This window comes from Rheinheimera sp. EpRS3 (assembly GCF_001513785.1).
Lineage (GTDB): Bacteria > Pseudomonadota > Gammaproteobacteria > Enterobacterales > Alteromonadaceae > Alishewanella.
The window spans coordinates 58,399-82,661 of the sequence record NZ_LNQS01000011.1; the positions used below are offsets into that span (position 1 = coordinate 58,399).

At 50.0% G+C, this 24,263-nt stretch carries 25 protein-coding genes; 9 read left to right on the forward strand and 16 right to left on the reverse strand.

From position 1 onward, the window contains the following. The first annotated feature begins 247 nt into the window (after positions 1-247). Both greB and AR688_RS18205 read left to right on the forward strand, forming a co-directional pair. A complete protein-coding gene (gene greB, locus AR688_RS18200; protein ID WP_068237767.1) occupies positions 248-718 on the forward strand; it encodes a transcription elongation factor GreB in 471 nt (156 codons plus the stop codon). A 123-nt stretch (positions 719-841) separates the two neighbouring features. Then, positions 842-3,160: a Tex family protein gene (locus AR688_RS18205; RefSeq protein ID WP_068237448.1), complete on the forward strand. Its 2,319-nt coding sequence runs from the start codon at positions 842-844 to the stop codon at positions 3,158-3,160. Positions 3,161-3,193: 33 nt separating this feature from the next. Here AR688_RS18205 and AR688_RS18210 read toward each other — a convergent pair whose 3' ends face one another. The 3 genes from AR688_RS18210 to bioH all read right to left on the reverse strand — a co-directional run bounded on the left by AR688_RS18210 (position 3,194) and on the right by bioH (position 5,263). Then, the gene (locus AR688_RS18210; protein ID WP_068237451.1) at positions 3,194-4,075 is read right to left on the reverse strand and encodes a putative metalloprotease CJM1_0395 family protein; all 882 of its coding nucleotides are present in this window, start codon (positions 4,073-4,075) and stop codon (positions 3,194-3,196) included. 5 nt (positions 4,076-4,080) lie between these two features. After that, on the reverse strand, positions 4,081-4,386 hold the full coding sequence (locus AR688_RS18215) for an excinuclease ATPase subunit (protein WP_068237453.1): 306 nt from the start codon (positions 4,384-4,386) through the stop codon (positions 4,081-4,083). Between the two features lie 100 nt (positions 4,387-4,486). Further along, positions 4,487-5,263, reverse strand: a complete 777-nt coding sequence (gene bioH / locus AR688_RS18220) for a pimeloyl-ACP methyl ester esterase BioH (protein WP_231732168.1) — start codon at positions 5,261-5,263, stop codon at positions 4,487-4,489. A gap of 46 nt (positions 5,264-5,309) precedes the next feature. Between bioH and AR688_RS18225 the strand changes: the two genes are divergently transcribed. Continuing rightward, on the forward strand, positions 5,310-6,023 hold the full coding sequence (locus tag AR688_RS18225; protein WP_231732170.1) for a ComF family protein: 714 nt from the start codon (positions 5,310-5,312) through the stop codon (positions 6,021-6,023). Here AR688_RS18225 and AR688_RS18230 read toward each other — a convergent pair. Next, complete coding sequence (locus AR688_RS18230) at positions 6,020-8,560, reverse strand: M14 family zinc carboxypeptidase (RefSeq protein ID WP_068237460.1); 2,541 nt, start codon at positions 8,558-8,560, stop codon at positions 6,020-6,022. The two genes, AR688_RS18225 and AR688_RS18230, sit on opposite strands and share 4 nt — an antisense overlap. 125 nt (positions 8,561-8,685) lie before the next feature. Here AR688_RS18230 and nfuA point away from each other — a divergent pair, with 125 nt between their 5' ends. Then, on the forward strand, positions 8,686-9,264 hold the full coding sequence (gene nfuA / locus AR688_RS18235) for a Fe-S biogenesis protein NfuA (protein WP_068237464.1): 579 nt from the start codon (positions 8,686-8,688) through the stop codon (positions 9,262-9,264). Between the two features lie 89 nt (positions 9,265-9,353). Further along, positions 9,354-10,367 carry a polysaccharide deacetylase family protein gene (locus AR688_RS18240; protein ID WP_068237465.1) on the forward strand — a complete coding sequence of 338 codons (1,014 nt, stop codon included), beginning with the start codon at positions 9,354-9,356 and terminating at the stop codon, positions 10,365-10,367. On the opposite strand, the gene AR688_RS18245 is transcribed toward AR688_RS18240, so the two are convergent. From AR688_RS18245 to AR688_RS18265, 5 genes are read right to left on the reverse strand one after another with little or no spacing between them, the layout of a single operon-like run. Next, a complete protein-coding gene (locus tag AR688_RS18245) occupies positions 10,360-11,001 on the reverse strand; it encodes an SCO family protein (protein WP_068237466.1) in 642 nt (213 codons plus the stop codon). The genes AR688_RS18240 and AR688_RS18245 overlap by 8 nt on opposite strands. Continuing rightward, entirely contained in the window at positions 10,991-11,902 is a 912-nt protein-coding gene (gene cyoE / locus AR688_RS18250) for a heme o synthase (RefSeq protein WP_068237469.1), read from the reverse strand. Before cyoE ends, AR688_RS18245 begins: the two co-directional genes overlap by 11 nt. Then, positions 11,899-12,900 carry a COX15/CtaA family protein gene (locus tag AR688_RS18255; protein WP_068237480.1) on the reverse strand — a complete coding sequence of 334 codons (1,002 nt, stop codon included), beginning with the start codon at positions 12,898-12,900 and terminating at the stop codon, positions 11,899-11,901. The genes cyoE and AR688_RS18255 overlap by 4 nt, the downstream gene beginning before the upstream one ends. Before the next feature lie 14 nt (positions 12,901-12,914). Beyond that, on the reverse strand, positions 12,915-13,427 hold the full coding sequence (locus AR688_RS18260; RefSeq protein ID WP_068237483.1) for a hypothetical protein: 513 nt from the start codon (positions 13,425-13,427) through the stop codon (positions 12,915-12,917). Next, on the reverse strand, positions 13,420-14,151 hold the full coding sequence (locus AR688_RS18265; protein ID WP_068237485.1) for an SURF1 family protein: 732 nt from the start codon (positions 14,149-14,151) through the stop codon (positions 13,420-13,422). Before AR688_RS18265 ends, AR688_RS18260 begins: the two co-directional genes overlap by 8 nt. 26 nt (positions 14,152-14,177) lie before the next feature. On the opposite strand from AR688_RS18265, the gene AR688_RS18270 reads away from it, so the two are divergent. Beyond that, entirely contained in the window at positions 14,178-14,387 is a 210-nt protein-coding gene (locus tag AR688_RS18270) for a DUF2909 domain-containing protein (RefSeq protein ID WP_068237491.1), read from the forward strand. A 2-nt stretch (positions 14,388-14,389) separates the two neighbouring features. Here the strand turns inward: AR688_RS18270 and AR688_RS18275 are convergent, their stop codons facing one another. The 5 genes from AR688_RS18275 to lexA form a co-directional block, all read right to left on the reverse strand. Then, positions 14,390-15,268, reverse strand: coding sequence for a cytochrome c oxidase subunit 3 (locus AR688_RS18275; RefSeq protein WP_068237493.1), 879 nt, complete (start codon positions 15,266-15,268; stop codon positions 14,390-14,392). Between the two features lies 1 nt (position 15,269). Continuing rightward, positions 15,270-15,830 carry a cytochrome c oxidase assembly protein gene (locus tag AR688_RS18280; protein ID WP_068237494.1) on the reverse strand — a complete coding sequence of 187 codons (561 nt, stop codon included), beginning with the start codon at positions 15,828-15,830 and terminating at the stop codon, positions 15,270-15,272. A gap of 9 nt (positions 15,831-15,839) precedes the next feature. Then, the gene (gene ctaD, locus AR688_RS18285; RefSeq protein ID WP_068237495.1) at positions 15,840-17,423 is read right to left on the reverse strand and encodes a cytochrome c oxidase subunit I; all 1,584 of its coding nucleotides are present in this window, start codon (positions 17,421-17,423) and stop codon (positions 15,840-15,842) included. A 3-nt stretch (positions 17,424-17,426) separates the two neighbouring features. Next, on the reverse strand, positions 17,427-18,569 hold the full coding sequence (gene coxB, locus AR688_RS18290) for a cytochrome c oxidase subunit II (RefSeq protein WP_331458839.1): 1,143 nt from the start codon (positions 18,567-18,569) through the stop codon (positions 17,427-17,429). Positions 18,570-18,876: 307 nt separating this feature from the next. Beyond that, positions 18,877-19,494 carry a transcriptional repressor LexA gene (gene lexA, locus AR688_RS18295; protein ID WP_068237497.1) on the reverse strand — a complete coding sequence of 206 codons (618 nt, stop codon included), beginning with the start codon at positions 19,492-19,494 and terminating at the stop codon, positions 18,877-18,879. Positions 19,495-19,629: 135 nt separating this feature from the next. Here lexA and plsB point away from each other — a divergent pair, with 135 nt between their 5' ends. Further along, positions 19,630-22,071 (forward strand): glycerol-3-phosphate 1-O-acyltransferase PlsB, encoded by a 2,442-nt coding sequence (plsB, locus tag AR688_RS18300; RefSeq protein WP_068237501.1) that lies wholly within the window; start codon positions 19,630-19,632, stop codon positions 22,069-22,071. Here plsB and tesB read toward each other — a convergent pair. After that, positions 22,068-22,937 (reverse strand): acyl-CoA thioesterase II, encoded by an 870-nt coding sequence (tesB, locus tag AR688_RS18305; RefSeq protein WP_068237502.1) that lies wholly within the window; start codon positions 22,935-22,937, stop codon positions 22,068-22,070. The two genes, plsB and tesB, sit on opposite strands and share 4 nt — an antisense overlap. A 70-nt stretch (positions 22,938-23,007) precedes the next feature. Between tesB and AR688_RS18310 the strand changes: the two genes are divergently transcribed. After that, entirely contained in the window at positions 23,008-23,466 is a 459-nt protein-coding gene (locus AR688_RS18310; protein ID WP_068237503.1) for an EVE domain-containing protein, read from the forward strand. Between the two features lie 54 nt (positions 23,467-23,520). Further along, the gene (locus AR688_RS18315; RefSeq protein WP_068237514.1) at positions 23,521-23,751 is read left to right on the forward strand and encodes a hypothetical protein; all 231 of its coding nucleotides are present in this window, start codon (positions 23,521-23,523) and stop codon (positions 23,749-23,751) included. A gap of 8 nt (positions 23,752-23,759) precedes the next feature. On the opposite strand, the gene AR688_RS18320 is transcribed toward AR688_RS18315, so the two are convergent. Further along, complete coding sequence (locus tag AR688_RS18320) at positions 23,760-24,257, reverse strand: hypothetical protein (protein ID WP_068237517.1); 498 nt, start codon at positions 24,255-24,257, stop codon at positions 23,760-23,762. Positions 24,258-24,263 lie beyond the last annotated feature (6 nt).

Below are 24,263 nucleotides of genomic sequence, written 5' to 3' on the forward strand. Positions count from 1 at the left end.
CTCTTTTTTGACCAGTGAAGTAACTATAGCCAAGGCCGCCCCCGCTAGCTAGCATATTTTTGTTACATCTAAATGACAGTGAAGAAATATTTTCAATTATTAATTAAGCTAATGTTTTTAAACAAAATAAAATAAAAACCCAAGCTCAGAACACTGAGAGGCTGTCAAAATTATGGCGGCAAATAGCCCACATACAATAAAAACTGCTACCATTCCCGGCCTGCTTTTACCGAACGACACCAACACAATGCGAACCGACTTAATTACCCGTGAAGGCTTTGAAGCCTTACAACATGAGCTGAACTATTTATGGCGGGAAAAACGCCCCGAGGTAACAGCCAAAGTAGCCTGGGCAGCCAGCCTGGGCGATCGCAGTGAGAACGCCGATTACCAGTACAATAAAAAGCTGCTGCGCGAAACGGATCGGCGCATTCGTTTTTTACGCAAACGGCTGGAAGTGCTGCGTGTGGTAGATTACTCGCCGCAGCAAGACGGCAAGGTATTTTTTGGCGCCTGGGTTGAGATTGAAAACGAACAGGGTGAGCAGCTGAGCTTTCGTATTGTCGGGCCGGATGAAATATACGGCCGCAAAGATTACATTTCTATCGACTCACCGATGGCGCGGGCACTGCTGAAAAAAACCGTAGACGATGAAGTATTGGTACCTACGCCTACAGGCAATAAACTGTGGTTTATTAACCAAATCCGCTACAACTGAGCGCGGCGTAACAGCGCCGGATTGGATTTTTTGCCCCACAAAGTGGACAATCGGCATATTACAGTGTCTTTAGTTTGATATTTTTCACCTTATCGGTGCTTTTTAATTAGGAATTTTTTGTTTATGTCTATGATTGTTAAACAAATTGCAGCAGAAATTGCCGCCCGCCCAGAGCAAGTTTCCGCGACTATCGCGCTATTGGAAGAAGGCGCCACCGTACCTTTTATTGCCCGTTACCGCAAAGAAGTGACCGGCGGCCTGGATGATACCCAGCTACGGCATCTGGAACAGCGTTTAACTTACTTGCGCGAGCTGGAAGAACGCCGTCAGGTGATCTTAAAAACCATAGACGAACAAGGCAAATTAACCGCTGAGTTAAAACAAGACATACTGGCAGCCGACAATAAAACCCGGCTGGAAGATTTATATCTGCCGTATAAAGCCAAACGCCGTACCAAAGGCCAGATTGCGATTGAAGCCGGCATTGCCCCGCTGGCCGACGCCTTAATGGCGAACCCCGGCCTGAACCCGGAAACGGAAGCCGCAGCCTATATTAACGCCGATGCCGGTTTTGCCGATGTAAAAGCCGTGCTTGATGGTGCCAAGTATATTCTGATGGAGCGCTTTGCTGAAGATGCGAACCTGCTGGCCCGCTTGCGCCAACACCTGGCACAACATGCGGTACTAAAAAGCACCTTGGTTGCCGGTAAAGAGCAGGAAGGGGCTAAATTCCGCGATTACTTTGCGCATACTGAAAGCTGGAAAACCACACCGTCGCACCGCGCGCTGGCCATGTTCCGCGGCCGTAACGAAGGTGTGCTGCAACTGCAGTTAGTGCCCGATGCCAATGAGGAAACTGCCCACAGCCTGTGCGAACAAATGGTGGCCAGCCACTTTAATATTAAAGACGAAGGCCGCGCAGCAGATGCGTTTTTACGCACAGCAGTACAGTGGACCTGGAAAGTAAAACTGCAGCTGCATTTAGAAAATGATCTGCTAAGCGAACTGCGCGAAAAAGCCGAAGAAGAAGCCATTAAAGTGTTTGCCCGCAACCTGAAAGACCTGCTAATGGCAGCACCGGCCGGTATGCGCAATACACTGGCGCTGGACCCGGGCCTGCGTACCGGCGTTAAAGTAACTGCCATTGATGAAACCGGCAAATTGCTCAGCCAAACCACTATATTTCCGCATGCGCCACAAAATATGTGGGATAAATCGGTGCGTACTCTGGTAGCACTGTGTCAGCAACATAAGATAGAACTGATTGCCATTGGCAACGGCACTGCATCGCGTGAAACCGACAAATTGGCCGCCGATGTATTAAAAGCTCTGCCGGCACAAAAACTGCAAAAAATCATGGTGTCAGAAGCAGGCGCGTCAATATATTCCGCCTCTGAACTGGCCGCGCTGGAGTTTCCGGATCTGGATGTATCGCTGCGTGGCGCAGTGTCTATCGGCCGCCGTTTGCAAGACCCATTGGCCGAATTGGTAAAAATTGAACCCAAAGCCATTGGTGTCGGCCAGTATCAGCACGACGTAAACCAGAGCCTGCTGACTAAATCTCTCGATGGCGTAGTAGAAGACTGCGTAAACGCGGTCGGCGTTGATTTAAACACGGCTTCAGTACCTCTGCTGGCCCGTGTGGCAGGGTTAAATAAAACCCTGGCACAAAATATTGTGTTCTACCGCGACAGCAACGGCCGCTTTAACGAGCGTAAAGAGTTGCTAAAAGTACCACGGTTGGGGCCAAAAGCTTATGAACAGGCGGCAGGCTTTTTACGGATTAATAACGGCAAAAACCCGCTGGATGCGTCATCTGTGCACCCGGAAGCCTATCCGCTGGTAGAGAAAATTATCAGTGCCCATCAAAAATCGGTTGATCAGATCATCGGTAACAGTAGCTTCTTAAAAAGCATTGATGCCAAAGCCTTTGCCGACGAGCATTTTGGTGTGCCAACCATTAGCGATATTTTAAAAGAGCTGGACAAACCCGGCCGTGATCCACGGCCGGAATTTAAAACTGCCAGCTTTAAAGACGGTGTTGAAACATTAAAAGATCTGCTGCCCGGTATGCTGCTGGAAGGCGTAGTGACTAACGTTACTAACTTTGGCGCCTTTGTTGATATTGGTGTGCACCAGGATGGCTTGGTGCATATATCGTCGCTGACCGATAAATTTGTCAGTGATCCGCATCAGGTGGTAAAAGCCGGTGACGTGGTAAAAGTAAAAGTGCTGGAAGTAGATATTGAACGCAAACGCATTGCGCTTACCATGCGGATGGACGAACAACCGGCGCCCAGAAATGCGGATAAAGCAGCCGATAAAACCGGCGCACGCCCACAACACAATAAAGCCGCCACGCCACGCCAGGCTAAACCAGCAGACAATAACGCAGTAATGGGTAATGCTTTTGCTGAAGCCTTTGCCAAGCTGAAGAAGTAATTAAACGACCGGGTATGGCGGGTGCTATACCCGCTAAACCTGTTGCAGCGATTGCTTAATTTGTGGCTCTGTCGCCATTTGATAAAACCCGGCGATAACACTGCGACGCAGTTGCATTTGAGCTGAGCTGGCCAGCGTATCGCGTTGCGGATACACCACGGCACTGCCGCCGTTGTTATCTGACACACTGTAGCTGATATCGGTTTGTGCGACCTGTTCGGCAAAGCCGTTACTGGCTGCTGTTTGTTCTGTGTCGCTATTTTGCCCTGTGGCTGAATTTTGCTTAACAAGTTCGGCCTGTGCCTGAATTTGCCGCTGGGCCGCTTCTGCGGCAATGCGTCTGTCTGCTGCCGAAGGCTCTGCCGGAGCTAATGCAGCAGCGCGTACCTGCTGCATTTTTTGTACTGTCGCTTGCGGGTCGCCGGGTATTGGCGAAATGTCTATTTGCACTTCACCGCCCACAGCATACTGCTTGCCATCAGGGCCTAGCTCGTAAGAGTAGCTTGGCGCACCAGCGTAACGGCCGCCAACTGCTGCATGCGCCTGCTCGTGGGTTTTTACTTCCTGATCCCGGGCTTTAAGCTCCTGAACTTCTTGTTGTTCCTGCTGCTCGGCTTGTTGTTTTGGCGCCTGCTCGCCTTTCTCGTCTTGCTGGTTATCCGACTTTTCGCCACGGTCATCTATGGCCTGCTGTGTTTCTGTTTCTTTACCGCTGGCATCGTACAGGTTAACTTGCGCCCCGCCATTGTTGCCAGACCGGGCTTTTTCATCAGTAGCAACCGGTTTTTCAGTACCGGGTTTTGCCGTTTCTTTTACCGGTTCAAATAAATCCCGCCGTACAGCATCACGCCGCGCCATCTCCGTTGGCGGATTGGCGGTGTTAATACTGACATTAGGATAATTCGAAACCAGCATTTTGCTCAGACCCGGATATCTATCACCGTACCCAACACCTCATCGGCGGTTTGGATACTTTTTACATTGGCCTGGGCGTTACGCTCTTCCTGCCCCAACTGCACTAAGCTGCTGGTTAATGAGCCTGGTTGTTCTGCCGTTTGCAACTGGCGCGGCTGCTCTGCAGCCTGTGTTGGTGTAACGGCTTGCTCGGTTTCATTTAGCCGGTTGGCACGGGTTTGGCGATTAATATCAATTGTCGCATCCGTGACACCAGCACTGGCTCGCTGAAAACCCTGCACACCAGAATACAACGCGGATTGAATGTCCATGGTACAACTCCTGCAACATTATCTGACAGTGGTTAATTATTAACCAAAACGGACTAAAAAGAAAGCCAACACAAAAAGGGTTTAGCTGCAAACACCCGGCTCAGTTAAACGCCGGGCTTAGCCATTGCCTGAGCCAATGCATAAATTCGTCCTGATGCGAAATAAACGGCGCATGTGATGCGTGCGCGGCTATGCTGAACCGCCCTTGTGGCTGCAACTGCTGCAGTAAATCAGTTACTTTTACCGGTACTAATGAATCGAGCCGGCCAAAAAAGCCACTGACAGGCTGGGTTAATGCAGCAAACTCAGTGCGTAAATCAGCTTTGAGCAACTGCAAGGCGCCCTCTACTGCATTAGCATCGGCCATTGGGTAAGCCATTATGGCTTGTTTCAGTACTTTAATGTCAGCGCGGGCAGTGCTGCTGCCCATCGCCTGAATGGCTAAAAAGCGCTCGATGGTCAGCGGCAGGTTTTCACTTAACGAACGGGCGAACTGCTGCATAATCGTCTCTGCCATACCGGGCCAGTTGTGTTGTGCCAGAAAACAAGGCGATGCAGCAATTAACCCCAACTGATTTACTTTGTGCGGATAACGGTGTGCCAGTGCAATCGCTAACAGGCCACCTAACGACCAACCGCAAACATAGCTTTGCGCTGGGATCTGTGCAGCCAGTATATCCACTACGGCATCAAGCTGATAAGGCTGTGGATATTCACGGCATAAGCCAAAGCCGGGCAAATCCGGGGTCAGCAACTGCACCATGTCTTCCGGTTGGTCTTCCGGTTGGCGTTCCAGTTGCTGCGCCACACTTTGCCAGACGCCCTGATTTACCCCCCAACCATGTAACAACACCAATACCGGTTTGTCTGAAGTCATTTTCTCTGCCATAGTTACAAAATTGTAAATTTAAATGGAATTTAATTTGCTAAGCCAGCTTTTATCTCAGTTTGGCCACTTGTGGCACCTGTTACTGCCCTCGCCTTGCCTGTGGTGTAGTTTACCGGTGCATAGTTCGGGCTGCCAGCTTTGCCGCTGCTGCCAGGAAGCATTGCCGCAACTGCCGTATCAGCTTTGCCATTTTAATTTGCTGTGGCTGCCGCAGGTAGCAAGAGGCCTGAAAAAACCAAGGTTTGACGCCCTGTTGAGTGTTGGTTACTACCGCCAGCCCTATCAGCACTGGCTGCAACGCTGGAAGTTTCAGCAGGATTATGGCGCCGGAGAGCTGCTGCAACAGCAGTTTGCTACTGTACTGACACAATACAAAGCACAATGCCATCAACTACCCGAAGCGATTTTTTATGTGCCTATGCACCGGGCCAGGCAACGCAAACGCGGTTTTAACCAGGCAGAGTTACTGGCACAAACAGCAGCAAAAGTGCTGGATATACCGCTGTTGCCGCTGTTACAGCGCACTGGCAGGCAGCAGGCGCAGGTTGGGTTAAGCCGCAAGCAGCGCCAGGCCAACTTACGCCATGCTTTTACCCTGCCGCCACAATCCGCTGTGCCGACACATCTGGCGCTGGTAGATGACGTTATTACCACAGGCGCCACGGCCAATGAACTATGTCGTCTGTTACGCCGCCATGGAGCTAAGCACATCAGCCTGTGGACAGTAGCGGTAACACTGGCTGATTAATCAACCACCGCACTGAAGCTGCGGCCCAGATAAAGAGCATTCACTAACAGGCGGCTTGATCCATAAAAATACCCGCGAAATACCGGGTTATCTGTCATGGCAATAACACGGCCTTTGCCAACATTGTGCGCCAATAACACCGCACTCTGGCTGATACGGGGTACATATTCTGCCGCAGTGTAACCGGCCAGTTGTGGTGTGGTGCTGTAAAGTGCGACATTAACAAATGGGAATGCTGATGGCTGCAGCAGCAAAGTACTGTTTTTAAATACCGGCACTGTAGAGCGGGTAAAGCCAAATGTTAGCGGGTGGCTTAAATCCAGCTCAGCCTGATAAATAGCGCCGGCAATACGTTGTTTACCTGCCAGTGACTCTTTGTCTTTATAGCTCAGATCATGGCTTGGGATCAGGCTGCTCATTTCCTCGCCTTGCCAGACACCCGCTTTAAGTAAGCCCGCCTTCGCCAGCCAGGCAGCACCGCGTTTGTGGCCCCACAACACACCACCATTATCCAGCCACTGCTTTAACCGGTTTACGTCTGCATCATTCCAGCCATTGTAGTTGCCATCTGGCAGCACTATATGGCTATAGCGGGTTAGATCCAGTTGCTTTAACTGCTGCGGTTCAGCCATTGAAGGCGATACTCCCGCCAGCCGCTCCAGGTTATACCAGGCTTCACCGGCCTCGGTAGAGCTAATACCCGGCCCTGCTATCAGCAGTACTTTTGGCATGCTAATCACTGCAAAATTATTGCTGCCCAAATCACTGCCTTGCGGTGTTAAACCAGAGCTGATTGCCTGCACCGGTAACGTAAAGCGCTGCTGTACACGTTGCAAACGGTCAAACCAGTCGGCTTGCTGTTGTAAACCTGCGGCTACCAACATAGTGCCCGCTGTCAGGCTTACTTCGTTATTGCCGCTTCTTGCAGTAAAGTCTGCCATGGCGGAGCGCACCACCAGATTTTCAGCCAGCAAAGCTTGCAACAATAGCGGAGCCTGTTGATCCTGCCAGCTAAACGCATAGGCATAAGCTCCAACAGGCAGCGACACTGGCGCAGCCGGGCGGGTTTGCCAGGTTTCTGTAAGGTTAGATTGTGCCGGCTCACGGTTTACACTATCAAAGCTGATGTTGTAGGCATAGGGTAAGGTCCAGGCAGATACATCATAAAAGGTGTTATCCGGAAAATTTTTCTCTGTACTGAACATCGCTTTAATCAACCGGTACTGCGGCTGCTGCAGTGGCACATAGTAGCTGCTTAATGCTGGGTATTTTTCGCTTTCATCCTGCCAGTCGCGGCTTAACTGATATACCTCTACATGATGGCGCTGCAATACGTCCAGCAGTGCTGCCAACCTTGTTTGATCAGCACTTTCTGTCAGCATATAGCCTTTTACTTTACTGTTTTTCGCTTGTTGCTGCGCCGATTTGTAAAACTCCTGCTGATAAGACAACAGCGCACTGCGGTTGTCTACCGCGCCACGGATAGTGGATAAAGAAGTCGTCAGCTGGTTTTGGATAGTGGCACTAAAACTTAGCGGGCCGTTAATACTGTCTTGTAAATGGCCGCGGCTGCTGGCTTGTTCAAATAAAATGCCGACACTGCCCTGAATATCAGGATAGGTTGAGCCTTTACCAACATAAAAGTCATCAAAACTTTCTTCGGTATAATATAACTGCTCTGCCTGATCTAAAGCTGCAGCATGATATTTTGCCAGCGCCTTGGTCAGTTCAAAGTTACGCTTAGGGGTTAGCGGATAATTACGGCTGGGAATACCAGGCTGAAAGAAGTAACTGCTGTTGGTGCCCATTTCATGATAGTCGCCCACCACGTTGGGCAACCATTGCTGGTACTGAGCAATACGGGCACGGCTTTCCGGGTGCTGCAGCAATAACCAGTCACGGTTTAAATCAAACCAATAATGATTGGGCCGGCCATTTGGCCACGGCTCGTTATGTTCCCGATGCTGCGGGTCGGCTACCGGTGCCGCCCCCTTGTGCATATTAGCCCATATGGCAAAGCGGTCATGGCCGTCCGGGTTTAGGGTAGGCTGTAGCAGGATAACAGCATTATTCAGCCAGTTGCGTACTTCTTCGTTGTCAGCAGCTGCCAGATATTGCGCCAGCAAAACCGCCGCATTAGCCCCGCTGGGCTCATTGCCATGCACACTGTAGCCCAGCCAGATAATCACCGGGGCATCGTTGTTAAGTTCTTCGCCCCGGCGCGCGGCAGCAATATGTTGCTGGCGGATTTGATCCAGCCGCTGCAGATTTTGCTCAGAAGATATGATCATTTGCAGCAACGGCCGTTGCTCGTGGGTATACCCGATGACCTCCAGCTGGGCCCGGCCTGATGCCGCCGCCAGTTTTTCAAAGTAACGCTGGATCTGGTCATGACGTGCATGCCACTCGCCAACCTGAAAGCCCAGCGCTTCTTGTGGCGTTGGCAGGGTTGAATCTGTCACCGCTGGCACATATGTAGTAGCTGCGGCACTGTAAAAACTGAGCAAAAAAGCGCTCAGAGCAATGTAATATTTCATAAATGATATCCTTTTGGCTGCGGCTAAGTTAGCCAGATCAGGCGGCAAAACTCAAGCGGGGCTGGCTTCAAAGAAACAGGAGGAGTATCATAGCCATTAACCTAGTAATTTAGTCAGGTACTATTATGATCACGATTTCAGAACAGGCACAGCTGCATTTTGCCAAGCTGCTGTCAAAGCAACCGGCCGGCACAAATATCAGAGTGTTTGTGGTTAACCCAGGCACGGCACAAGCGGAGTGCGGCGTATCTTACTGCCCGCCAGATGCAGTGGAAGACACCGACTTAACCCTGAATTTTAATGGCTTTGATGCGGTAGTGGACGCTGAAAGCCAGCCGTTTTTGGTGGATGCCGATATTGATTTTGTTACCGATCAGATGGGTTCGCAGCTGACATTAAAAGCGCCAAACGCCAAAGTACGCAAGGTGAGTGACGATGCCTCATTAATGGAGCGGGTACAGTACGTTATCGACAGCGAAATTAACCCGCAACTGGCAAACCATGGCGGCAGAGTAAGCGTAATGGAGCTGACTAAAGACGGCGTAGCCATTTTACAGTTCGGTGGCGGTTGTAATGGCTGCTCACAAGTGGACTTAACACTGAAAGAAGGTATCGAAAAAGAACTGCTAAACCGTTTTAGCGGTGAGTTAAACGGCGTGCGTGACATTACCGAGCACCAGCGTGGCGAACACTCTTACTACTGATATCAGCCGCTTACCTGACTAAAGCTGCGTTTAGCGCCCGCTTGTGCTATAAAACGGCTTCGTTTCATTGCCTTGCGGGTGTCCTGCCTATGAAAAACTTTCTTTGTGTTGTTGCATTGCTGTTTAGCCTGACATTACCGGCACAGGCGGCCGTAATGCTGATTTATCATCATGTAGCCAGCGATACTCCGCGTGTCAGCAGTGTTACCGCCGATGAATTGCACAGCCATTTGCAGCACTTTAAAGACAATAACTTTCAGGTTATTGGTCTTGATGTGCTTATGGCTCAGTTACAAAAGGGCGAACCGGTGGCACCTAACAGCGTGGTGATCACCTTTGACGACAGCTACGAAAACAACTTCACCACGGCGCACCCTATCCTGCAGGAATTTGGTTATCCGTACACTATTTTCATCAGCCCCGGCAGCATAGACAAAGGCGATGGCCCTTTGCTGAACTGGCAGCAGGTGAAACAGATGTCAGACGACGGTGTACTGGTAGCAAACCATGCGATGTGGCATGAGCATATGGCCAGGCCCGAAGCGGGCGAAAGCCAGTCGCAATGGCGCGAACGGATGAAGCAAAGCATTCTGACGGCAGAAGATAAAATTGAGCAGGTAACCGGCCAGCGCCATCAATGGCTGGCGTATCCTTATGGCGAATACAGCCGCGAACTGGAGCAGTTAGTTACTGAACTGGGTTTTATTGGTATTGGCCAGCAATCCGGCGCTATTGGTAACCATACTGTATTAAGCCGTATTCCGCGGTATCCGGCAGCGGGACAATATGCTGATTTAAAAGATTTGGCGCAAAAGCTACGCACACTGGCGTTTAACATTACCGATTATCACGGCGTTAACCCGGTTATCAGTACTAACCCGCCCCAACTGAAGCTATCACTAAAAGTAGAAGATTTTAACCGCAACCAACTGCAATGTTTTGCCGGTAGTGAAGTGCTGCAACCGCAGTGGCTGGACGATAGCACCTTTAGCGTTACCGCCAGCAAAGCGCTTAACCGCGGCCGTAGCCGCTATAACTGCACCGCGCCATCACTGAGCAATAAAGGCTATTTTTACTGGTATTCCCAGCCGTGGCTTAATTAGCGTTAAGCTTGTTAATCACTAATGGAAAATCTGCCAATAGCTGTTCGGCGTTTATAACCGGCAGCTCTCCCACCTGCATTGGCGGTTTAAACATGGCAACCAGTTGCCCCTGCGGGTTTATCAGCGCCACCGACGCACTGTGATCAACCAGATAGTCCTCCTGTGTTGTGCTGCTTAGTGCGTACATCAGCCCAAGCTGGCGTACAAAAGGGAACAGTTGATCATGGCCTGCTGTCATACCCAGCACATTCGCCTGCTCAAAATAGCTGACGTAATTATTAAGCTGCTCGGTGGTGTCCCGGTTCGGGTCCACCGAAATAAACCATACCTTAAGCGGTTGCTCTACCATTGCGGCTAACTCGGGCTGTACACCGGCCAGTTTAGCCAGGGTTAACGGGCAAATATCCGGGCAATAGGTGTAACCGACAAATGCCAGCGTCCATTGATTATATAAACGCTCGCGGTTTACTGTTTCACCATGCTGGTCAGTCAGCGTAAAGTCTGCCAGGGCTCTTGGCTGCGGATAAACCAGTGCCAGCTCTGGTTCAGCGCTGGCCTGCGAAAACTGATACAACAGTACACCGGCAACCATTGCAGCAACAGCAAGTAAAGCATAAATCAGATTACGAAACATAGATTGGCGATACCTTAAAGTAGTGGTCCACTAACAACAGCAGAAATAATACCATCAGATGGACAATAGAAAACTTAAAGGTTGCCATGGCAGTAGAGGCATCGGCATTAAACTTCAGTTTCCAGGCGTACTGCATAAAACGCAGGTTTAGCACAGCACTGCCTACCAGATAAATAGCGCCACTCATGCCTACCAGGTAAGGCATTAAACAGACAATAAACAACAGCACCGTATAAAGACAGATCACACTTTTGGTAAATTCAATGCCATGCGTTACCGGCAACATCGGCATATTCACTTTGGCATAATCATCACGCCGGTGAATCGCCAGCGCCCAGAAATGCGGTGGTGTCCAGGCAAAAATAATCATCACCAGCAACAACGCATGGCTGTGGATCTCACCGGTTATGGCTGTCCAACCCAGCAGCGGCGGCATAGCGCCGGCTAACCCACCAATAACGATGTTTTGTGGCGTAGCACGCTTTAAAAACATGGTGTACACCACGGCATAGCCAAACAAACTAGCCAGTGTTAACCAGGCCGTTAGCGCATTTACTGCCACGTACAACAGCACAAAACCTACAAGCGCCAGGCTAAAAGCAAAGCCGGTAGCTTCAGCGGCACTAACACGGCCTTTCGCCACGGGCCGGCTGTAGGTACGGGCCATTTGCGCATCAATGCGTTTGTCTACCACATGGTTTATCGCTGCAGCGGCGGCAGATAACAAACCTATACCCAGCGTGGCGGCCATTAAGGTGGTTAAATCTGGCAAGCGTGGCACTGCCAGCATCATGCCAACCCAGGCTGTCAGTACCAACAAAGCCACCACTTTGGGCTTGGTCAGCTCCAGATAATCGCGTGCCCGGTTAATGCCTGCGCGCGAACGTGTAATAGCAATCATAAGCTCTCCTTGCCGGTGGTGTTGGCAGTTCGCAGTTGCATGTATATTATTACCAGCAACATTAATAAGTTAGCAGCAACAAAGTTGTGCGCTACCGCGTTTGCCAGCGGTAAATGCAACGCCACATTAAGCACACCCAAACTAAACTGCAGCAGTAACAACCCGGCTGCGGCTACAGTAAGCCGTTTTAATATTGTGCTGCTAACCCGGCGCCATAGTTGCAGCAGAAAAGCCGACAGCACAATTAACGTTACGACAGCGCCAAAGCGGTGAAACACATGCACTGTCTGGCGGGCTTCCGCCGACATTACTCCGTACTCGTAGTCGTCATGCCCCAGATGCAAATCAAACGCTTCACTGATATTCATGCGCTGCAGCCAGCCTGCCTCGCATACCGGTAATTCTATGCAGGCCAGTGCGGCATAGTTCGCTGCAGTCCATCCGCCCAGTGCTATTTGCACTGTCAACACAGCAACGGCAATAATGGCAAAAGGTTTTAGCGATACCAGTTGTGGTTCATACACCCGGTAATCGGGGTGAAGTTTTAGCCAGTACACTGCCAGCAGGCTTAGTAGCGTAAAGCCGCCCAGCAAATGGCCCATTACCACCAGCGGCAGTAAATTCAGTGTTACTGTCCACATGCCAAGTGCGGCCTGAAACACCACCAGCGCCAGCAAAGCTGTGGGTATTAACCTGCTGCTTTGTTTGCGCAGCAAGGCGACAAAAAATATAGCCGCGATTAACAGCCCCAGGCTGCCGGCGAAATACCGGTGTACCATTTCATTCCAGGCTTTATGCGGCTCAAGTGGCCGCTCTGGAAATGCTTCCATTGCCGCAGCAATATGATGCTCCTGCTTGGGCACCTTTAAAAAGCCATAACAACCGGGCCAGTCCGGGCAGCCAAGCCCGGCATCTGTCAGCCGGGTATAAGCCCCCAACAAAATAACGCCCATGGTAAGAAAAACGGCGATGGTCGCCAGCCATTGTTGTGTTTTCATACGCTGGTTTCCTCTCATACGCTGGTCCGGTCATAGTTAAGCAGCTTAAGTAAGTCCTGCCGGATAGCTCTGGCAGTATCTGCCAACTCGGTTTTCACTAACGGCACCGGATAACTGAGTAATACCAGTCCTTGCTGGTCGATCAGCAAAATGCGCTCCTGTAACGCTGCGGGCACAGGCTGCAAAGCGCTGTGACGGCTAAAGATTGTGTAATCTTCTGGCACGCCATGCTCACTGATTAACACGGGTTCAACTTGCACCTGCTTGCGCCCTAACCCAACATAAAGTTGCTGGATGGTAAATAACGCCTGCTGACACGGCTTATCGCACTCGGCTTTGGGGGCAACAGCCAGCCGCCAATGCGCTTTGGCATTGGTTGCGGTTAACAGAAATACTTCGGTTTGCTGCCACTCGCCGTTACTGGAAACACCACGATTAAACCAGCCAAACTCCAGCACCAGCTTGGCGGCCAGCAATGGCAACGCGCAACACAAGACAAATAACAGCAGAAATTTTTTCTTATTCATGTTTTGCTTTTCCCTGATGACTGGCTGCCAATGCTACGCCTACAACGGCAACTGCCAATAAAAACCATTGCAGTGCATAACCACGATGTTTCTCTGGTGATAATACAACTGGCTGATAATGCGGTATAAAATCACTGGCCTGTTGTTGGTACAGCAACGCCGGATAAAGATCATGGCCGCTTTGCTGTGCCAGAGCGGCATAATCGATTTGCTGGATCCGCATCGGCCACTGGCCATGATCTTCAGCATTCTGTCCCAGCAACATCAGCCCATCTACCTTAGTACGCAGCAAACCATCCAGCGTAAACTCAGTGGCCATATCAAACTGTGGCAGTGTTTCACGGCTGTCAGCCCCCGCCAGCCAGCCCAGATTGACCAGCATTGGCCGGTCTATACCTGCCGCTTGCACCGGCACTATTACGTCGTAACCCACTCTGCCGTTAACAATCTGGTTGTCGAGCAACCAGACATAAGGCGCCAGCCAAATGGCCTGGCCTTTTAGCGGCACGCCATCAACGTCGGCAGCTGCCAGCAAGGTTAAATCCGCAGGTGCGATAGCCCCATCTGCCTGTAATTCGGCCAGCCGTGCAAGTTGTTCGGTTTTTTCACCGGCACGGCTTAACTGCCACCAGGACAAGTTGATTAAAATGGCAAAAGCAGTCAAAGTGAGGATGACCCACAGCGTATTAAGTGCGAAAACCTGGTTAGCCAGCTTAACGCGCATAACACCTACCCCGGAGAGTGTTACTTATGTTGCTTAAAATTATTATCATAGCGCTACTACTTTTTATTATTGCTAATCTGGTGCGTGCAGGGCTGGTGATGCTGCGACAACCTCAGACAGAGGTAAAAATGTCGCGTTATCTTGGTCGCCGTGTCATGTTTTCTGCCCTGGTGCTGATACTGATCTTTATCGCGCAGGCGCTGGGGTTTTTAGACCAAAACCCCAGGCCTTACTAGCATCAGATCACATAGACAAATACATACAGGCACAGCCATACCACATCAACAAAGTGCCAATACCAGGCTGCCGCCTGAAACGCGAAGTGTTTTTCTGGCGTGAAATGGCCTTTCAGTACCCGGAAAAATACAAACAGCAGAATAATGGCCCCAAGCGTGACATGCATACCGTGAAAGCCTGTCAGCAAAAAGAACGTATTGCCGTAAAAACCAGATGCCAGTGTTAACCCCAAATCACGGTAGGCATGAATATACTCATACACCTGTAAACCAAGGAAAGTTGCACCCAGTAATAAGGTGACTAGGAGCATTATTTTAAGCTGACCGCGTTTATTCTGCTCCAACCCGGTATGGGCGAAATGCAGCGTAACAGAGGAAATAACCAGAATAGCAGTGTTAATCAGCGGTAAGCCGGTAGCTGGCATAGCCTGAGTTTCAATACCACCCGGTGTTTTCAGTAGTGGCCACATCGCTTCAAAGCTTGGCCACAAAATTTCAAACGTCATGGCGTTATTACTGCCACCGCTCAGCCAATCCAACGCTATTACCCGGCCATAGAATAAGGCCCCAAAAAACGCCATAAAAAACATAACTTCAGAGACAATAAACCAGCTCATACCCTGGCGGAATGAGCGGTCCATCTGCGCACTGTATAAACCACTCATTGATTCATCAATAACGTTTTTAAACCAGCCAAACAGCATAAAAATCAGTACAACAAAACCGGCTGCCAGCATATAGCCACCAAAACCCGGTTGTTGCCTGGTTACTTCGTTAACATAGTTACCTGCGCCAAAGGCAATTAAAAACAGCGCCACAGCCCCGACTATTGGCCATGGGCTTTGGGCGGGAACATAATATTTTTCGTATGTTTTACTCATGTTATTCCCCAAGTTGTGACGACGCAGCAGTATCACCGGCCCAGGCACTGGTTACGTCATACAACGTATACGACAGCGTAATGGTGGAAAACTGGCTGGGTAGTGCCGGGTCGACATAAAACTGTAACGGCATCAGCATGTTTTTACCGCCCGCTAACTGCTGCTGGGTAAAGCAAAAACACTCTATTTTATGAAAGTACAGCGCGGCCTGACCAGGGGACACTGATGGTACCGCCTGACCAACAATCATGCGCCCCGTTGGGTTTTCAGCCAGATAATTCATAATATGAATTTCACCGGGGTGCACCGTCATACGGCGCACTTCTGGCTTAAACACCCAGGGCATTTCTTTGTTTGGCCGGGCAATAAACTCAATTACCACTTCACGGCTGGTATCAATCAGTGCCGCATCGGCACTGGCAGCTGTGACAGCGGTTTTGCCATTTAAGCCGGTCAGATCGCAGAACACGTCATATAACGGCACCAGCGCAAAACCAAAACCAAACATCGCCAATGCTGTTACAGCCAGCTTAAAGGTTAACGGTTTATGTTTTAGTGCCATAACGCGCTCCTACTTAATTACCGGTGGCGTTTCAAAGGTGTGGTATGGCGCGGGAGAGGGTACTTCCCATTCCAGACCTTCGGCACCTTCCCATACCTGCGCTGTCGCTTTTTCACCGCCACGGGCACATTTCACCAGCACCCAGACGAAAATCAGCTGCGAGGCGCCAAACAGAAAGCCACCAATACTGATAAAGGCATTAAAATCAGCAAACTGCAGGGCGTAATCCGGAATACGCCGCGGCATGCCTGCCAGGCCGACAAAGTGCATCGGGAAAAACAGCATGTTTACCGAGATCAAAGAGCACCAGAAATGCCATTGCCCCAGCTTCTCGTCATACATATGCCCGGTCCACTTGGGTAACCAGTAGTAAGCGGCTGCAATAATCGAGAACACCGCACCGGTTACCAGCACATAGTGGAAATGCGCTACGACAAAATAGGTATCGTGGTACTGAAAATCGGCCGGAGTAATCGCCAGCATCAAGCCGGAGAAGCCGCCAATGGTAAACAGCACGATAAACGCCAGCGCGAACATCATTGGCACTTCAAACGTCATGGCGCCGCGCCACATGGTAGCCACCCAGTTAAATACTTTTACCCCCGTCGGCACGGCTATCAGCATGGTGCAATACATAAAGAACAGCGCCCCGGCTACCGGCATACCAGTGGTAAACATATGGTGCGCCCAGACCAGAAATGACAGCAGCGCAATACTGGAGGTGGCATACACCATAGAGGCATAGCCAAACAGTGGTTTGCGGGCAAAGGTGGGCACTATGCTGGAGACGATACCGAAGGCCGGTAAAATCATGATGTACACTTCAGGATGGCCGAAAAACCAGAAAATATGCTGAAACAGCACCGGGTCGCCGCCACCTGCTGCATCAAAGAAACTGGTACCAAAGTATTTATCGGTCAGTACCATAGTCACCACACCCGCTAACACCGGCATGACCATAATCAGCAGGAAGGCGGTAATCAGCCAGGTCCAGACAAACAACGGCATTTTCATCCAGGTCATGCCCGGTGCGCGCAGGTTAAAGATGGTCACGATAACGTTAATGGCACCCATGATGGACGAGATACCCATGATATGCACTGAAAACACAAATAACGCCGTACTGTCGCCGCTATAGGTGGTAGATAACGGTGCGTAGAAAGTCCAACCGAAACTGGGTCCACCGCCCGGCATAAACAGCGACATCAGCAGGATTAAAAACGCAAACGGCAGGATCCAGAAACTCCAGTTATTCATCCGCGGTAATGCCATATCCGGCGCCCCAATCATCATTGGTATCATCCAGTTTGCCAGCCCGGTAAAGGCCGGCATTACTGCACCAAATACCATGATCAGGCCATGTACTGTAGTCATCTGGTTAAAAAAGTTAGGTTCAACAAACTGCATACCGGGCTGAAATAACTCAGCGCGGATCACCATCGCCATAGCACCGCCGATAAAAAACATAATCAGCGCAAACACCAGATACATGGTGCCGATGTCTTTATGATTGGTGGTATATAACCAGCGCTTTATGCCGGCGGGCTTATGGTCATGATGTTCGTGCTCATGATCTGTCACTACTGCACTCATTGGTTATTCCCCTTTACCTTGCATCACTGCGTGCACATCAGCGGCTTGCACCAGTTCGCCGGTATTGTTGCCCCAAGCATTACGCTCATAGGTAATTACTGCAGCAATTTCTTTTAAACTCAGCTGCTTGGCATACGCTTGCATGGCGGTACCGGCTTTGCCGTTAAGCACAATATTAATATGGCCGGGCATGTCTTCCAGCGCCATAGCGCTGCCTTTCAGCGCCGGGAAAATGCCTGGTAGGCCTTCACCATTAGGTTGGTGGCAAGCTGCACAATAAGCAGTATAAGTACGGGCACCTACGCTCATCAGCTCTTCCATACTCATGTTCATTGCCAGCAGTTCTTGTTCTTCAGCTTTTGCTTTTGCAATCCGCTCGGCTTCACCATTCACCCACTGCTCGTAGTCAGCCGGGCTCTTGGCAATCACCACTATGGGCATAAAACCATGATCTTTGCCGCATAGCTCAGCACACTGGCCGCGATAAACACCGGGCTCATCTACCCGGGTCCAGGCTTCGTTAATAAAGCCGGGGTTAGCATCTTTTTTAACAGCGAAGGCGGGTACCCACCAGGAGTGGATCACATCATCAGAGGTCATCAGAAAACGCACTTTTTTGCCGGTGGGGATCACCAGCGGCCGGTCAACTTCCAGCAGATAGTTCTCTTCTTTGGCAAACCTGTTGATAATTTGCTCTTTGGGCGTGGCCAGCAAAGAGTAAAATTCAATATCGTTATCGAGGTATTTATAGTGCCATTTCCACTGCGAGCCGGTAACTAACACAGTGACATCTGCCTCTGTGGTGTCTTCCATTGCAATAAGTGTTTTGGTGGCCGGAATGGCCATAACGATCAGAATTAATACCGGTATAGCGGTCCAGAGTATTTCTACTTTGGTGCTTTCATGGAATTGGGCTGGCTGCACACCCCGCGCTTTTCGATGGCGAACGATAGACCAGAACATGATCCCGAACACCACTGCACCGATTGCACAACAAATCCAAAAAATAGTCATATGCAAGTCATAAACCTGCTGACTGATTTCTGTTACGCCCTTGGTCATATTCAAAGGCATATCTGTTGCATCAACTGTTGCAGCTAAAAGCAGGGTTGGCAGCGACCAACGAAGACTACGCGTTTTCGTCACTGGACTTCTCCTCTGTCATTTTGCAAAGCAAACTGCAGAAACTAAGTACACAGTACTACACGGCTCTTACCCACCCACACCGAACCCATGTATGAAGTTTCATCAGTTTATTATTGTTATTATTACCCGTGGTTTCGGGGCTAGCGCTGAAACCAAAAACTGACCCTGTTGTTATTTTTTAATCAGTTTCAGCCTAAGAATTATCCAAATCGGCCTCAGTGTAAACCCCTAAATAACAAAAGCGCCGGCAAACCTAAGTGGTCATACCAGCGCTTGTTAACAAATAACTTATTGAGGTTAGTACAAATTATAACCAACTGCCGTTACGAATAACGCCTACAGCCAAGCCTTCAACAACAAAATGCTGAGCACGTAAGTCTACTTTAATCACATCAAAATTTTTATTTTCCGGTTGCAGTAATACGGTATTGCCGTCGCGCTGAAACCGTTTTACGGTAACTTCTTCATCAACACGCGCCACAATAACTTGGCCAGGCAGTGCCTGGGTGGTTTTATGCACAGCCAGCAAGTCACCGTCCAGAATACCAATATCCTGCATACTCATGCCCTGCACCCGTAGTAGAAAATCAGCATGAGGTTTAAACAGACTGGCATCTACCTGATAATAATCCTGCACATGCTCTGTTGCCAGTATTGGCTGGCCTGCTGCCACTTTACCAATCAGCGGCAAGCCCAGTTGTTCTGGCTCATCGGTGTCTACCAAACGAATGCCACGGGACGTACCTGGCATCATTTCAATTACGCCTTTTTTTGCCAGCGCCTTTAAGTGCTCTTCAGCCGCATTTGCCGACTTAAAGCCTAACTGCTGGGCAATTTCTGCCCGGGTCGGTGGCATGCCGCTGTCTTGCTGATAGGTTTTTATCAGTTGCAGAATTTCTGCCTGTCTTGGTGTCAGAGGTCTCATAGTGCTGGTTACCTGTACAGTGAATACTGTCAGTATATACAGCCAAAGTGCAAATGCAAGCGTGGGCTAACGCCTGCAATTTTCCAGCTAACGCTTCCATGTTATGCTAAGCGCCTTTTTTCCAGGGGGTCAGGTATGTTTCGGCCAGTTAAGTTGTTTGCTGCCTTGTTAAAATGGCCGATGTGGCCATTGCTTAAGTACAAAGTTGTTCCGGAGCAACCGGTTGCCGAGCTGACGCTGGATACCAGCCGCCCGCTGTTTTATATCTGCACTACTGAGTCTGCCGCAGATCTGGCGGCAATAAGGCGTATTTGTGACAAACTGGCCCTGCCGGATCCGAATGACAATGTCAGCCTGAACGGCAGCATCCATCCCCGTACCTTATTTCTTGAAAAACCGCATACTCTGCTATTTAAACGCGGCAAAACCACTGCTTTGGCTCAGGGCCAGGCATTACTACAAGCCCATCTGGCTGATCCCGCATTAAACGCCCAGTTAATACCCGTATCACTATTGTGGGGCCGGGCACCGGGTAAGGAAAACAGCATTAAAGGCCTGATAGGCGAAGCACATGCGCCTAACTGGCTGGCAAAACTGTTAATTGTGCTGGTATCCGGCCGCCATAGCCTGGTGCGTTTTAGCCGTCCGGTGTCGCTACAGCAAATGGCAGCGCAGTTTGGCAGCGAAGAGCAAACCGCACACAAGCTGCTGCGTATGTCACGCTTTCATTTTTATCGCCAGCGCCTGGCAGCGAACGGGCCAAAGCTGGTTAACCGCCCACAGTTATTTAATGCACTGCTGGCAGCACCTGCACTGAAAAAAGCCATTGATGATGAAGCCAAAGCCAAGCGCATACCGGTAAAAGCCGCCCGGCAAGAAGCGCGTAAACTGCTGCTGGAAATTGCGGCTGACTACCGGGCTTCGACGCTACGCGTAGGCGACAGAGTACTGCGCTGGCTATGGCATAAACTCTACACCGGCATTAAGGTAAATAATGCAGATATGCTGCGTGATCTGGCACAAAAAGGCCACGAAATTGTCTATATTCCCTGCCATCGCAGCCATATGGATTACCTGCTGCTTAGTTATGTAATCTACCAGCAAGGGCTGGCCCCCCCGCATATTGCTGCCGGTATTAACCTGAATTTCTGGCCTGCCGGCACCATATTCCGCCGCGGTGGCGCATTTTTTATCCGGCGTAGTTTCAGCGGCAATAAACTGTATTCAGCGGTATTTCGTGAATATCTGTGCCAGCTGTTCAGCAAAGGCTATTCCATTAAATATTACACCGAAGGCGGACGTAGCCGCACAGGCCGCTTACTGCAACCGAAAACCGGCATGCTGGCAATGACGTTGCAATCTATGTTGCGCGGTATAGAGCGGCCGGTAACGCTGGTACCGGTTTATCTGGGTTACGAGCATGTGATGGAAGTGAACACTTACCTGCGCGAATTAAAAGGCTCCGGCAAGCAGAAGGAATCGGCCTGGGGCGTGATAAAAGCCATCCGTAATCTGCGTGATTACGGCTATGGCTATGTCAACTTTGGCGAACCTGTAACATTGAATAACTATCTGAACCAGCACGTACCAGACTGGAAACAGGATATAGACGCGCTGGAAGCGCAAAAACCGCACTGGCTAAACCCGGTAGTTGCGCAATTGGCCGACAACATGATGCAGCGTATTAATCAGGCTGCAGCGCTAAACAGCATCAATCTGATAGCCCTGTGCTTACTGGCAACAGACAAACACACACTAACGCGTACTGAACTGGAACAGCAAATTGACTTCTATCTGGCACTGCAGCGGGCGGCACCTTACCATGGGCAAATGACACTGCCGCACGAGTCTGCCGGGCAGTTAATCGAGCATGCGCTTAGCCTGCAAAAGGTGCAGCAGCACAGTGACAGTTTCGGCCAGTTAATCAGCCTGACCGACAACAATGCGATATTACTCAGTTATTATCGCAACAACGTGCTGCATTTATTTATGCTACCAGCCATTATTGCCTGCAGTATTTTGCATCAGCGTGACATCAGCCGGCAGCAGTTGAATACTGTGGTGCAACAGTTGTATCCACTGCTGCAACAGGAGCTGTTTCTTGACATCAATTCAGTTGAGACTTACTGCAACGCTATATTGCAGCACCTGGTCGCTGGCGGGCTGGTTGAGCAAGACGGCGACAGCTACCGGGCACCGACACAACACAGCAATGGTTACTTTATGCTTAGCTTGCTGGCTAACACCGCCGAACACACGTTACAGCGCTATGCCATGGTGTTACAGCTAATAGAAAACCAGGGGGCGCAAAGCCGCGCTGATCTGGAAAAACACAGCCATGATCTGGCGCAGCGCCTGTTAAGCCTGCATGGTATTACTGCACCGGAGTACTACGACAAACAACTGTTCAGTACGCTGCTCAATGCACTTAAAGACAATGGCTATACTCAAACCGATGAGCAAAGCCGTGTCAGCGCCACCGCGCAGCTGCATCAGTTAAAAGACACAATCAGCCATTTACTGCGCAACGAAGTGCTACAAAGTATCCACAGCATTGTACCCACCAGAGCGCCTTAGCGGCTGGTGGGGTAAGCGCGGATAACACCCTCTTGTATGGTAGAAGCAACCAGCACGCCATCGCGGTTAAAAAACTGGCCACGAACCAGCCCACGGCCGCCTGACGCGCTGGGGCTGTCTACGGCATAAAGCAACCAGTCGTCGAAGCGGAAATCCTGATGAAACCACATGGCATGATCAATAGTGGCTACCTGCATATTGGGCGCCATAAACGATTTACCATGCGGCTGCAGTGCTGTAGGTAAAAAGTTAAAATCCGAAGCATACGCCAGCAAGTATTTATGCACGCGTAAATCATCCGGCATAGCACCATTAGCTTTAAACCAGACATAGCGCTTAGCAGGGCTGATCTGTGCTTTAAATGGGTTTTGAAAATCTACCGGCCGCATTTCAATCGGCTTTTCACAGATAAACTTACTGCGCAGGCTGTCTGGAATAAGCTCGGCATGCTGTTGATAAAACTCCAGATCGGATACCAGTTCCTCCGGGCCCGGTACTGTCGGCATCTGATCCTGGTGTTCAAAACCGCTTTCTTCTGCCTGAAATGACGCCGTTAAATAAAATATCGGCTTACCAAACTGAATGGCACTTACCCGACGGGTGCTGAAACTTTTACCATCACGAATATTTTCAACCTCATATACTATTGGCTTGCTAGCGTCACCCGGGCGCAAAAAATAAGAATGAAACGAATGTACTTTGCGCTCTTCGGCCATGGTTTCTTTTGCGGCAGATAACGCCTGCCCCATCACCTGGCCGCCGAATACCGCTTTAAAACCCAAATCCTGACTTTGCCCCCTATACAGGCCCTGCTCTATGGTTTCCAGTTTCAGTAATGCCAGCAAATTCTGTAATACCTGACTCATAGCCCCACCTTCTGTTCCGTTGCGGTAAAATATAATGATATTCTGCCGCAAACTACGGAGATCAGCAAAGATGGCCTACTGGTTATTTAAAACAGAACCTTCCGAATGCAGTATTGATGATTTTGCCAATGCCCCAGACACAGCAATAGTGTGGGAAGGCGTACGCAATTATCAGGCGCGTAATATGCTGCGTGACGGTGTTAAGCTAGGCGACAAGGTGTTTATCTACCACTCCAGTTGCAAACTGATCGGAGTAGCTGGTATTGCCAGAGTTGTGCGCCCGGCTTACCCTGATCCCAGCCAGTTTAATTCTGCAAGTGTCTATTTTGACAGTAAATCTTCAACAGACAACCCGCGCTGGATAGCGGTTGATCTGGTATTTGAACGCAAACTGCCGGCGATAATTTCGCTGGACAAACTAAAAAGCTCCGCTAAGCTGAGTGAGCTGCCTGTTGTACAAAAAGGCAGCAGGCTTTCTGTTATGCCGGTTAACGAAGCGCAATGGCAAACCATAATGCAGCTTGGCTGATTCGCATACCTGATGTAACATGAAATCTGTTGTCCCTGGTAGTTGGAGCCTGACATGACACACGAACGGCGCCAGATGGATAAGGATATACATTATTTCTGGGAAGATCTAAATCTGGCACAAAAGTTTTCTGTCGCTGAGTTACAGCGATTTGGTTATGATTTACTGTTCGTTCGCCATATGGCCGAAGGTAACCTTGCGGTGCTGACAGCTGGTGGCAAAATAGCTGCTATTGATATTGAAGGGCAGATAGACACCGAGCCCGGCGTTATTCTACGACATTAAATGCAGACTCAGGCGCTGTTAAGCTGCGCCTGAGTTTGTTCCTCTGCCAACGCCACCGCAACTGTACATAATTGCAAATACGACATCAGACTATTGTTCTGCCATAACGCCGTGAGACGGCTATGTTTGATCATCATCAACTCAAGCTGACCAAACTCCAGCGTTTTATGCTGGCGTAAATACAATTTTATAGTTTGTTGCGCCGGTATAGCCTTGCTACAGGATTCGCGGGTCACTAACGGTAATAGCTGACATAGCAATTGCACCGCTGCCAGTTCCTGCTTACTTAGCCTCGTCTCAACAGCCAGTTTAGCCAGCCGCTGCTCAAGCAGCATTTTTTGCTGCTCGGCTAGCTGAAACACCGCCTGCTGCATACGCAACAGTTCATGCTCACGTTGTTGCAGCTTAGCTTGCAGGCTTTTGTTTGTTTTACCTATCAGCTCCATCTGCCACAATATATATAGCAACACTAAAACTAACACGCCTATCAACAACATCCACACCATACTGCT

Coding starts and splice junctions, on each gene's coding strand:
- greB (WP_068237767.1), top strand. CDS start 248: ATGCGAACCGACTTAATTACCCGTGAAGGCTTTGAAGCCTTACAACAT.
- AR688_RS18205 (WP_068237448.1), top strand. CDS start 842: ATGTCTATGATTGTTAAACAAATTGCAGCAGAAATTGCCGCCCGCCCA.
- AR688_RS18210 (WP_068237451.1), bottom strand. CDS start 4,075: ATGCTGGTTTCGAATTATCCTAATGTCAGTATTAACACCGCCAATCCG.
- AR688_RS18215 (WP_068237453.1), bottom strand. CDS start 4,386: ATGGACATTCAATCCGCGTTGTATTCTGGTGTGCAGGGTTTTCAGCGA.
- bioH (WP_231732168.1), bottom strand. CDS start 5,263: ATGACTTCAGACAAACCGGTATTGGTGTTGTTACATGGTTGGGGGGTA.
- AR688_RS18230 (WP_068237460.1), bottom strand. CDS start 8,560: ATGAAATATTACATTGCTCTGAGCGCTTTTTTGCTCAGTTTTTACAGT.
- nfuA (WP_068237464.1), top strand. CDS start 8,686: ATGATCACGATTTCAGAACAGGCACAGCTGCATTTTGCCAAGCTGCTG.
- AR688_RS18240 (WP_068237465.1), top strand. CDS start 9,354: ATGAAAAACTTTCTTTGTGTTGTTGCATTGCTGTTTAGCCTGACATTA.
- AR688_RS18245 (WP_068237466.1), bottom strand. CDS start 11,001: ATGTTTCGTAATCTGATTTATGCTTTACTTGCTGTTGCTGCAATGGTT.
- cyoE (WP_068237469.1), bottom strand. CDS start 11,902: ATGATTGCTATTACACGTTCGCGCGCAGGCATTAACCGGGCACGCGAT.
- AR688_RS18255 (WP_068237480.1), bottom strand. CDS start 12,900: ATGAAAACACAACAATGGCTGGCGACCATCGCCGTTTTTCTTACCATG.
- AR688_RS18260 (WP_068237483.1), bottom strand. CDS start 13,427: ATGAATAAGAAAAAATTTCTGCTGTTATTTGTCTTGTGTTGCGCGTTG.
- AR688_RS18265 (WP_068237485.1), bottom strand. CDS start 14,151: ATGCGCGTTAAGCTGGCTAACCAGGTTTTCGCACTTAATACGCTGTGG.
- AR688_RS18270 (WP_068237491.1), top strand. CDS start 14,178: ATGTTGCTTAAAATTATTATCATAGCGCTACTACTTTTTATTATTGCT.
- AR688_RS18275 (WP_068237493.1), bottom strand. CDS start 15,268: ATGAGTAAAACATACGAAAAATATTATGTTCCCGCCCAAAGCCCATGG.
- AR688_RS18280 (WP_068237494.1), bottom strand. CDS start 15,830: ATGGCACTAAAACATAAACCGTTAACCTTTAAGCTGGCTGTAACAGCA.
- ctaD (WP_068237495.1), bottom strand. CDS start 17,423: ATGAGTGCAGTAGTGACAGATCATGAGCACGAACATCATGACCATAAG.
- lexA (WP_068237497.1), bottom strand. CDS start 19,494: ATGAGACCTCTGACACCAAGACAGGCAGAAATTCTGCAACTGATAAAA.
- plsB (WP_068237501.1), top strand. CDS start 19,630: ATGTTTCGGCCAGTTAAGTTGTTTGCTGCCTTGTTAAAATGGCCGATG.
- tesB (WP_068237502.1), bottom strand. CDS start 22,937: ATGAGTCAGGTATTACAGAATTTGCTGGCATTACTGAAACTGGAAACC.
- AR688_RS18310 (WP_068237503.1), top strand. CDS start 23,008: ATGGCCTACTGGTTATTTAAAACAGAACCTTCCGAATGCAGTATTGAT.
- AR688_RS18315 (WP_068237514.1), top strand. CDS start 23,521: ATGACACACGAACGGCGCCAGATGGATAAGGATATACATTATTTCTGG.
- AR688_RS18320 (WP_068237517.1), bottom strand. CDS start 24,257: ATGGTGTGGATGTTGTTGATAGGCGTGTTAGTTTTAGTGTTGCTATAT.